The organism is Vibrio sp. TH_r3 (assembly GCF_033101115.1).
In the GTDB taxonomy this organism is placed as follows: Bacteria; Pseudomonadota; Gammaproteobacteria; order Enterobacterales; family Vibrionaceae; genus Vibrio.
Genome location: NZ_JAWMPW010000045.1, coordinates 1 through 10752, shown reverse-complemented (window position 1 = coordinate 10752; position 10752 = coordinate 1). Strand labels below are relative to the sequence as shown.

Below are 10752 nucleotides of genomic sequence, written 5' to 3'. Positions count from 1 at the left end.
CAAGGCCTCACGGATACTGCGCACCCAACCATTTTTCGGTGGTTTAGGCACAGATAAATTGAGTAAAGCGCTAATTTTTGCTTTGAATTGCTTGAGTGCAACGGCATAGACACCGGATTTTTTCATAACTATGTATCCCTAATTAAATACATCACAATGTTAATAGTATCTAATTTTGCATACATTATAAAGATTGTTATATCTAGTTTTTAATACATAGTGAAGGTAAATGTATCGATAATAAAATACAATACTTATTTGGCTATCTGTTTACTGGACAATGGTCGTTGTTTTGGGAAAAACACAATCCAGACTTCTGCTCTGAATGATTACTGCCCCAATATATGGTACGTCCCGTTATTGCAAGTAGAGTTCAAAATAACGAGCTGATTTGCGCTAATATATCCAGAGTCTATTAGAGACTGTTATTAGTCTCAGCTCTATGATGAGGTGTGCGCCAGACTGTCCTCACAAAACGAAAAGCATTTTAAGTTGCTGTTTGGGGCAACAGGTCTTCAGTCTGGTGGTCTAACCGTTGTGTCATCTTTTACTCTCATTGCAAATTCTGATTATGTTCTTATTTCAAAAGGTTTTTTACTAACTAATACTGCCCACGCTATACGGGCTATTTTGTTGGCTAGTGCTACCACTGCCACGTTAAAGGGTTTTCGTTTTTTAAGCTCTACAAGCCACGAGCCGAAGTATTTTTCGACTGACTTGTCTCTCCATAAAATAGACCTTGCAGCATGAATAAATAGGGTCCTCAGTTCTTTATTTCCTCGTTTCGATATTCCAAGTAGCGTTGACTTACCGCCCGTAGAATATTGAACAGGAACAAGTCCGATCCATGCCGCAAAATTTCGACCGTTTTTGAAATCACAGGGGTTACCAACAGAAGAAAGACAAGCGCTTGCTATCACTGGACCAATGCCAGGAACACTTTGCAATTGCTTCATCTGCTCATTATCTGCAAGAATTCTCTCGACTTTGTCTGCTTGTGAATCTATGCGCTCATTAAGGTTCTTATAGTGTTCATGTAGCTCACTTAATTCAAAAATTATTAGTGGGGGTAGGTTTTGATTCTTATCTACTAGCCATTGGGCAACACTAAGTTTAATTTTGAAACGAAATACTTATTTCCTATCGGTGTACTTTTAGTTTTTTCGTGGGGGGTGAATAGCCACCGACTTGATAGACGCCTTTTAGTTAAACAGAATGACGAATAGATAGGTACTTGTGAGTAGAAATTGTCCAAAAATAATTTATAAATTGCTTACTATAGGCCCTGTATTTGCCATTAAAGAAGCTTACTCATTTCTGGCACACTATCGGCTTGATCTAGCAAGTATTCACACTCTGTTTGGATGAGTGTGACGCATAGTTTTATGTGTTCACGTTCCCTATCGTCGATTCTTTGAGCTTCGGTAAGTTTAATCGCTTCCTTCAGGCCATTTTTTATAGCACCAACGGTTTCTACCATTATGGAAGCCATTTTGGTGCCTGAATAGCCGAGCAGAGCGCCAAATTCAGCTAAATCATAGCTGGTGATCGGGCGTTTGAAGTTACCTTTCGGCGGATTTTGAAAGTCTTCGCTTTCCCAATCTCCTATCGACATTGCAAAATATTGAGGGATACTGGCGGCACGTCCCTCATCAGCAGACAATTTACCGCTTCGTGAGTTGCATTTTGCTCCCTCTTGAGCGATGGCTTCTATGTTGACTAAATCATAAAAAGGGGTCAGTTCCAGGCCTTTATGGGTGACGAAAAAGCTAATATTTTTACCATGGGCATCGTAGTTTAGCGTTGCTAGATTAAAGAGCATCCATTGGGTAAGTTTCAGGTTGGTGATTACCGTGTCTATGGTTTTGACGCTCAGTAGGCGTAGGAAAGAAACGCCATCACGCATATATACACCATCACCTTCATCCCCATTCTGACGCTCGTATTTGTAACTAGGAGGTAAGTCAGTTGCCTGACAGCCATCAATCACATGTTTTCGTTGAACGACATCACGAGCCTCAATATATGTACGATCGAACCGCTCTATGATCAGTGTCCTAGTCTTCCCAATGCGAGTTAACTCAACATTAGCGACGTCCAAACCTACTAGTTTAGCTAATGTCATGCAAAAGAACTCATTAACAGCAATGCACGGTGCTTTACCGCTTTCAAACTTTAGAATGTAGTTCGAACTTAATTTTCCTTCACCAAACCCCCATTCATCACCGCGCTTAAGTAAGTTTAACTTGTTTTGAACACCAGCAACCGAAAGGCGGACCTTACCGTCCCAATACACTAGTGGCGCTAGATTTCGCTCTAGTCGTTCTATTAGTTCATCATCAGGTACAGATCTAAAACTGGTTTCCCCAGGTTCTGAGTCTGGAACTCGAAAAGATAATGCGCCTGATGTTTCCGCACCAAGCTTACGAATCAGCCCGAACGTGTTGCTTTTGGAAATAGTGGTGGTTTGTATCATCTCTTCAAAGGCTTCTCCTTCAGGAAGGAGATTTCTGAGATAGTTCTCGATACTACGTGGCGAAGCCTGATCATCGAAAGGGATGTGTGGTGAAATGGGGAAACCCGTGTGTTTCCATTCATCTTCATAGATGAATGAGAACTCTGTTTCTGTTCCGACCGGAAGAATCAAACGACCAATTTTGGTATTCGTACCGATAAACACGTCTAACTGTTGTAACTTACTCATACCAACCGTCCTCATTACTTCTCACGTTGTTCTCAGCTTCGGAGGTTATTTGGTTATGTGGACAAACAAATAGGTTTAAGTCGATAAGGCGTAACGACAACCCTAATATATCCATGAGGATGAGGACATTGGCAAAGGTGACATTGGTATCGCCTTTTTCTACCTTCATGACTGTTCGACGAGATAAGTTAGCTTTTGAAGCGAGATCATCAATACGCCAACCTCTATCGGTACGCTTTGAGCGAATAGCTCTCCCCAGCGTTTCCATACTGAACTCGGTATTCAAATCAGGCATACGTTGTGCCTTTACCCTCTTCCCTTTTTTCATAAGTGCCTTTTAATGTACTTTTGTCGTTATTGGGTTCGTCTTAATATATAAGTTCACTATAACTCACTTTTGTAGTGACTGTATAAAAAATTATCTATAAGTGCAATTTAAGTTACTTATGGTTGGTTTGAAAGTTCAATACCTCTCTTTGTTCTCTATGAGAGAGTTTTATCAGCCAGAATGGCATATTTGGTAATAGCGTAGTATTCGGATGAGTATTGAAAGAAGACAGAGAAGAGTGCGTGATCGGGGCTTACCTGACCAGATACAAAAAAGTTAGTAAACACTACGCTTATTAACCTTCTATAATATGGTAACCTGCCCTCGGGATTGAGCTGGGAACCAATCGATGATGAGTCGTAGTTGAATATATTTGATAAAATAAACGCTTAATTTTGCAATAACAAATTAGGGCTGTCATTGTTGTCTAGTGCACGTAAATAACGAAAAACCATCTCGTTATTTTTCCAGTCACCCAACTGAATGAGTTGAGTCGGACTTAAACCTGACATATAACCATCTTGAAGAGCGCCAACGCGACTAGAGTGACCACTCCAAATATTACGTTGGGAATCCTTTGAAATCATAACATCACCACGCTCTTCTAATACTTTATGAGCTCGTTGGTATATTCGGTCAACTGTCATACCTGACATTGGAGTTTGTCGGTAGCCTCCTGGTCTTATTCCTTTTGTTGTGATCCAACAGAAAACAAAATCTTCGTCATCCAATGAGCCACAATAAGTTGCTAAGTATCGTTTGAATATCACTGAAAATCGGCCTGTTAACCTTTTAGGTTCAGGGCTTATCGACGTTTTAGATGTGACGCGTTCAATGTTTATATCCCCATTTTCAAGTATTTTAACGTGTTTTTTTCTGATGTTACCAATTTCACCTTCTCGAAGTAGTGTGCCGTAAGCGACAGTTAAAACGGTTAAATCTCGATAGGGTATTGCAACTTTTTCATTACCCCATAATTTCATTAATTGTTCTAGGTGTTGTTTTCGAAAAGGCTTAGCTTGTAGTTCAATGACCTGACTGCCTGTTAATTCCATTTCATCTTTCGGAAGGGACTTAAAAAAATGAGCTATTCTTAATGTTTTCGTTATGTCATCAACCCCCATGATTTTATGGAATAAACTCATTTGGGCTTTATATTGTTTTAGTGTATTAATTTTCATATTGAACTTTAACTTCAAAGCTTTGAACCAGTTCAATAAAATAACGTCATTGATAGGGAAACTATAGATTTCTTCTGATTTACAATATTCGTCCCATTTTCGGATGACAAATGAGAGCATTTTTAAAGTATGTGAACTGTAGCCCCCCCGATTTTCTTCGAATATAGTTAAATTATTTAATACTTCTGGTAATTTGTTCCAATCAGGTGCAAAACTTTGGCTTAAATCTGGAAGTTGAAGTTTAAAGCGATGTAATTTTTCTTTTTGTTCCTGCCACTCATTAGAGACATCATCCTGAGATTTTAAATGTGACAGCGTCACTTGACTTTTCTTTAGTGCTGGCAAATTTGCGGCTGACATATTCAATTCCGTTGCAACAGTGTGATATAAATGTGATTATATCACACTGTTGATTGCATATAAAATTAACGACTAGACTTTTTAGTAAAGGTGATAAATCGTTGCAGTGGTAGCGCGAAGAGCATTGGCGTTTTTTAATCTTGAATGTGGGAAGTTAAACATTACACACTTAATAAGAATATATTGTTATTTAAAGTCGCAATAACCAGAGCGATAAAAGGCAATGACTATCGTCATTACTTCGCTGGTAGATAATTTAGATGGTCGTCGCCTTTGCGTTACTCCTGTCTCAATAAGATGTTTTTCCCTGATGTATAAATCATCGACATCCGTGTAGATAGCTTCTAAATTACCCATGCCCGAGTCCTTGCGGTTTGTTGTTTTCATCAAACGATCAGCTCGTGACTTGGGCATTTAGTTCAAATTTTATTCTTATCCGCAGCTGAGGTTAATAAACACTAAGTTCTAAAAGCTTTCATTTTATTGATGCTAAATACTCCATAATGAATTGTATTTTTATGTGATGTAAGTCACACGAAAATAGTTGATAATCCTTCCATCGAGTGAGACGGGAGGTTACTCCACCAAGTTGTCACTCATTATTAACAGACACTTTAAAGGGTAAAAAATGAAAAAATTAACTGTTTTAGCCGCTACCGCTCTTCTCAGCACAACAGCATTTGCTGGTAACCATACTGTATACAGCGAAGCAAACCTACAAACGGACGGCTTTAACTCTAAAGCAGCAGCATATCAAGCTGGCTTCGATTATTCAGACGCGTTACACACGGCAAGTGGTTCTGAATTACGCTTTAAACTAGCGCCTATCGGTGAGAATGTTGTTTCCAACATTACACTAGATGATACTGCTGTTACTATCGAAGAATTCTCAGAAGCACGTGGCGAAATTTCTTATCGTGCTATCGTGAATGTTGATTATCACTTTGATGCTCGCGACAGTAACAACGACTAATTAAATGAACCTAACATTCAATTGTTAGGTTCAGATACTCTCTAGGATCAAGCAGCTACTTACATTTATTAGAAAATAATAACTGGCTGCTTGATCCTTTAAAATTTTTAATGTTAAATATGTTTTAGATGCTGTTATTATTATAGTTTTTATAACATTAATCTCGTCCATAAATTTATTGTAGCTATTTGCGTTACCCTTAATTATAGTTTTTTTATTTTTTACATTTACGAATGTAATTGATTACATATATTTCAATGCCTTATAATTTTTGGCTATTGGTTTTTGACGATTAATTCCTTATGAAATATCTCTTACGTGAACTACACGCCACTAAATCAGAGATTGTAGTGGATGCTTCTTGGTGTAGCCTTGACTCATGAGCCAAACTCACCAATTCTAATGCAAGTGACTCGCATCGGCTGGAACACACAGCCGCTATCGAATACGGAATAGACCTCTCAGGAGGTCGTTTCCGAATTCTTTTCTAGTGATATTCAAGCATCCGTTTACATCGGCGTTAAGTAGCTTTTCGCAAGATGATTTATACAAACCACGCTTTACGCACCTAGCACTAAATGACTTCTCCCCACGTTCGCCGTGTGTTGGGATATGGTCGAAATTAATACGCCAGAACCAGATAGATGAACCATTTCGTTCTCTACTTTGAACCCGTTTCTTCCAACAATGAATGTTTTCTGGTGTTCTGCGTAATTAGGAAGCTTTGGTCGTCCATTGAACTTGTCAGGGTGTTTGCGCCACTCCTTGATTGAGGCAAAGAATGATTTCCAATCCTTGCCAAGAACTTGAATCACTCGTTGCGCTCACGCTGCGCTAGGCATTCCTCTATAACTCGTGCTTTCTGTGAGCGTTCTTATGTACCCATTTAAAATGATAATTTACTTAAATGTTATCTATTATCCTGTCCCGGATTTTACTTTATGTGTGCTCACTTTAGTTTGTCGGTTGAGGTGGGTGAGAAGTGCTGTACAAAATGCCTCCTCTACATAGATAATATTGCGAACATTTATTGACTATTGTTTTTCTTACTTATAAAAAATGGCTGTTTTTGTGGAAAATTAACTAAAGAATATTCCACAAAAAACCTGGCGTTTGCATTGCTTTTTTTTGTTGGCTTTTTTATCTTCAGTTAGCATAAAAATATATCTTAGTGTCGACTCTTATTTAATGAAGTGTTTGAACATTATTACGCAAAGTCATCATTCATAATAAATACCTTGTCACCATTTTTTATCCAATAATAACAACCTGGGTTATTGCCTCCTTAAATGAAATAGCGTTAAACATCCTGAGTAATGTACTCGTATTTTAAAGGCTTGTTTTCATCCAAATAATCTAGCTATCTACTCACTCTCTAAACCCAATAAACACAAGAAACAAAGTCCAATCCTACTAATCCATCTCTGTACGTCTGCGTTCTTTCATTGATGCTCGCTATATCTATTGTTGTTAGCCACATCTATGACATAAGCCAGCCAAAACTTTATTTATCACTAATTCCAGAGCATATAAGTATTCATAAGTGAACCGAAAGTGAACTTTACATAAAATAAGGTCAGCTTTATTTATTTGCGAGTGAATTCGACAAGTATAAATGGCAACGTACATAGTGTATTTTCATTGCCAAATATTATTCACGATTTTTTTACGGTGTCATGCTATATGAATGGCCTCCCATTGCCGCGACAGATAGTAATGAGCCCAAACAAACCCAAAAAAAGGTACTGTCAAGTTAACTGGTTTTAGCCTCTACGATTCGACGAGTAGTAGATTAACTAGCGGTAATATCATGCCATTTGGCAAAAGCATCCGTTCTTCGACTTTTGTAAAATTCAGCTCGACACAAATGTCTTTGCAAATTGAATACGTTGTAAACAAACGAAAACATACTGAGGAAGCGCTGCGCATGTGCCCTACTTTTGAATTTTCGCATTTGCCGCTCTCTCACCCTCGTTGGTTCATGAGAATTCTCACACCGATTATTGTGATACTTGCTATTGTCGTGAATTGATTCTGGAACAAGCTCTCGGTGAGCAACATTATAACTGCGAAGTTTATCTGTCACTATTTTCCAAGGCCTAACTCCTTGATTTTTCTTTAACAAGCGGTTGAAGAAACGCTTGGCTGCCTTTCCATCTCTTTTTTTCTGGATGAGAATATCGATAACATCACCATCCTGGTCTACCGCTCGCCAAAGGTAATGGCGCTCACCACGAATATTAATATACACCTCGTCCATGAACCACGTATCACCAAATCGACCGGCGTTTTTCTTGAGACGTTTGCTATAGATACGTCCGAATTTGTTGCACCAATACCGAATAGTTTCGTAGCTTACGGTAATGCCTCGTTCTGCTAGTAGGTCTTCTACATCCCTAAAACTCAAGCTAAAACGGTAGTATAACCAGACTGTGTGTTGGATAATTTCCGGAGGAAATCTGTGTCTTTTATATATGCTCATATGGAAATACTGCCATAGCATTAGTTAACTTGACAGTACCCTCTGGAAGGTCCTTTTATCTAATTGCTCGAACCAAAAATGCTTGCCTATTCAACACTACACTGATTAGAAAATTTAAGTCAAATAGGACATCTTACATCAATTTTCACTTTCAGTTTTCTCTTCGTTGCTTAGCTTTATTAGCTGCTTTAAGCTCATTCAACTGCTTATGTTGTTGACGCAGTTCTTTAAACTCGCTAAGTCGCTTTTCTAATCTAGAATCAGTTTTTTTCTTAGATATAGCCACTATATGATTGATACCTTTACTCAGACCATCACCAATCCAACAACCTGCATTGAATAATCCACGTAGAAGTTTAAAAGCTAAGAATGACACTAGTATTAGTGTGTTAAATGAGTAGAATATGTTCATTATGATTCCTATTAATTTGTTTACCGTCAGACCATTATAAACGGAAAAAATAATAGTCAAGTAACGAAAAAAAATTAGAAATCTAGCATTAGAATTTAATTTATAAGTAGATATGATGCGGCTTGTAGAATATTTGTATGCGTCATTATTGTAATGAACCACTGATATTGGAAAACTCTTAAGCCACTTTTTACTTCAGATTATACATCTAATATGGTGTTTGGTATTCCAGCCTCAAGTATTTAATTAAACATGGACTCGTAAACTTAGCTGAGTTAAGTGAGCACGCTATCACCGAACCTAATCAGTCATCAGTTAATTACCATTACTAAGTGCTCGGATACTATTCAGTATTAGAGAAAGTAAAATCAAGGGATGGTTACACTACAAAATTATTGAAAATAACGAGATAATTTAAAATGTGTCTATTAGCGACTCTATATATAAGAAGCCTATGCCATTTAATAAACGACTGTCTGGCAACTCACCGTATCGAATTGAAGCTCTTTGCTCTTTAAGCGCATTCGTATTAACTTCAAATGGATTAGATAATGCTATAGTTCTAACAATATTTAACCACTCATCTCCTAGATCTTTGATATCACCATAAATAACTATGTCGTTAACACTTAAAGTCACGAGAAAATTGTATAAGCTGATACCAAATGAAGTAGCTGCTTTTTCAACAGTCTTCCTTGTGATCATATCTCCAGAATGAAAAAGCCTCGCCACATCTTCAAAGGTAATTTGCGAGGCATTGTGTCCATGATTAGGATTAGTCTTATAAGTTTTACGAATTTCCGATGTAATCGCTTTAGTTGAAGATAAGGTTTCTAAACAACCATATCTTCCACAACAACACTTTCGTCCATCTTGGTCAATAATAGAATGCCCTATTTGTCCACTGCCAAACAATTCGCCGCGAAATATTTTATCGTTTACCAAAAATGAAGAACCAATCCCATAGTCAACATTAATAACGCAAAAATCTTTAGGGTGGTCTTTCGTTAACCATTTCTCTGCCAACGCTAACATGACACAATCGTTATCTACTTGAACTTCAGCACCAAACTCCTCTTCTATTAAGTATTTGAAATCTATAGGTGCAGACCACTTTGCTTGTGGCATCAAGACTGATGTTCCAGATCGCGTATCAACCTGGCCATGTAGCGCCATTGCAACTTTAAATTTCGAACTACCAGTGTCTTTTATACATTGTCGATAAATCTCAAATACTGATGCAACTAACTCTGATGGATGGGTAGGATTTATCTCGATGGTGCGATAATCAACAATTGGGTCCATTAATCCATTCAGTACTGTTGTTGATATTCGATAAGGTGTGATGTGGAGGCACAAAATCGGTGTCGTATTCTGTGTCATTTGATACATTCCAGTAGAGTTCCCTCGTCCTGAATGTATCACCTGAATATGCTCAACCAGTTCTAAGTCGATCAAATAATTCAATATTTTACTTAAAGCAGGAATACTCAATTCTAGCTTAGCGGCCAGTTGTGATTTAGATAATTTTCTATGCTGGAATAAAAGGCGCATAACCTGTTTCGAATTGAAACTGCGAACTGATTTATTGTTCATACCTTTAATCATATGTACCTCTTATTCCAGTGAAATTAACCTTTTTCAGCAAGTCGCTGTCGATATTGGTCCGCTCCAACCGCTAACAACAGTATGCCACCACGCACTAAATACTGGTAGAAAGAGTCGACATTAAGAAGATTGAGTGCATTTTCCACCGTCCCCATGATCAATACACCAATCGCAACACCAACTATACTTGCCTTACCACCATTAAGTGAAACCCCACCGAGCACGCAAGCTGAAATAACACTTAGCTCAAACCCCAATGATGCATTTGGCTGTCCACTAGTAATACGAGAAGCCAAAATGATGCCCGCCACCGCACAAACCGCACCCTGTATGGCAAAATTGGCAATGCGCACTTTGTCGACATCTACGCCTGCTAAATTTGCAGCGTCAGAATTGCCTCCGACAGCTAGAGCGTTGCGACCATAGGCTGTATTTTTGAGCAGGAAGCCAAAAACAACAAAACAAATAATGGTAATCACTATAGGGGTTGGTAGTCCTAGGATGGTCGACTGTCCTAACATAAAGAAATTCATGTTAACAACACCAACCGCATTACCACCAGAAATAATGTACGCGCCGCCTCTAACGATTTCCATCATGGCCAAGGTTGCGATCAAAGCATTCACTCGCACTTTAGTTACAAAGATCCCGTTCATCAAACCAATAAATAGCCCTGCACATAACGCGCCTAAGATACCAAGCAC

Annotated in this window: 9 protein-coding genes and 1 pseudogene; 1 reads left to right on the top strand and 9 read right to left on the bottom strand. The window is 38.3% G+C overall.

Annotated elements, in window-relative coordinates; translation table 11 throughout:
* Positions 1-569 precede the first annotated feature (569 nt).
* The 5 genes and pseudogenes from R3X26_RS18440 to R3X26_RS18420 form a co-directional block, all read right to left on the bottom strand.
* A pseudogene (locus R3X26_RS18440) lies at positions 570-1100 on the bottom strand (IS110 family transposase); the annotation flags it as partial.
* Between the two features lie 197 nt (positions 1101-1297).
* A complete protein-coding gene (locus tag R3X26_RS18435) occupies positions 1298-2704 on the bottom strand; it encodes a HipA domain-containing protein (protein ID WP_317718791.1) in 1407 nt (468 codons plus the stop codon).
* Positions 2697-3032, bottom strand: coding sequence for a multiprotein-bridging factor 1 family protein (locus R3X26_RS18430; protein WP_317718790.1), 336 nt, complete (start codon positions 3030-3032; stop codon positions 2697-2699). Before R3X26_RS18430 ends, R3X26_RS18435 begins: the two co-directional genes overlap by 8 nt.
* 389 nt (positions 3033-3421) lie before the next feature.
* A complete protein-coding gene (locus R3X26_RS18425) occupies positions 3422-4573 on the bottom strand; it encodes a tyrosine-type recombinase/integrase (RefSeq protein ID WP_317718789.1) in 1152 nt (383 codons plus the stop codon).
* Between the two features lie 186 nt (positions 4574-4759).
* Positions 4760-4930, bottom strand: a complete 171-nt coding sequence (locus R3X26_RS18420; RefSeq protein ID WP_317718788.1) for a hypothetical protein — start codon at positions 4928-4930, stop codon at positions 4760-4762.
* Positions 4931-5201: 271 nt separating this feature from the next.
* Here R3X26_RS18420 and R3X26_RS18415 point away from each other — a divergent pair, with 271 nt between their 5' ends.
* Positions 5202-5546 (top strand): DUF3316 domain-containing protein, encoded by a 345-nt coding sequence (locus R3X26_RS18415; protein WP_317718787.1) that lies wholly within the window; start codon positions 5202-5204, stop codon positions 5544-5546.
* 1792 nt (positions 5547-7338) lie between these two features.
* Here the strand turns inward: R3X26_RS18415 and R3X26_RS18410 are convergent.
* The 4 genes from R3X26_RS18410 to R3X26_RS18395 all read right to left on the bottom strand — a co-directional run.
* Positions 7339-8028 carry an IS6 family transposase gene (locus R3X26_RS18410; RefSeq protein ID WP_317718786.1) on the bottom strand — a complete coding sequence of 230 codons (690 nt, stop codon included), beginning with the start codon at positions 8026-8028 and terminating at the stop codon, positions 7339-7341.
* A 151-nt stretch (positions 8029-8179) separates the two neighbouring features.
* Positions 8180-8440 carry a hypothetical protein gene (locus R3X26_RS18405; protein WP_317718785.1) on the bottom strand — a complete coding sequence of 87 codons (261 nt, stop codon included), beginning with the start codon at positions 8438-8440 and terminating at the stop codon, positions 8180-8182.
* Positions 8441-8854: 414 nt separating this feature from the next.
* Complete coding sequence (locus R3X26_RS18400; RefSeq protein WP_317718784.1) at positions 8855-10048, bottom strand: ROK family transcriptional regulator; 1194 nt, start codon at positions 10046-10048, stop codon at positions 8855-8857.
* A 23-nt stretch (positions 10049-10071) separates the two neighbouring features.
* A partial coding sequence (locus R3X26_RS18395; protein ID WP_317718783.1) for an ABC transporter permease subunit occupies positions 10072-10752 on the bottom strand: 681 nt, incomplete at its 5' end.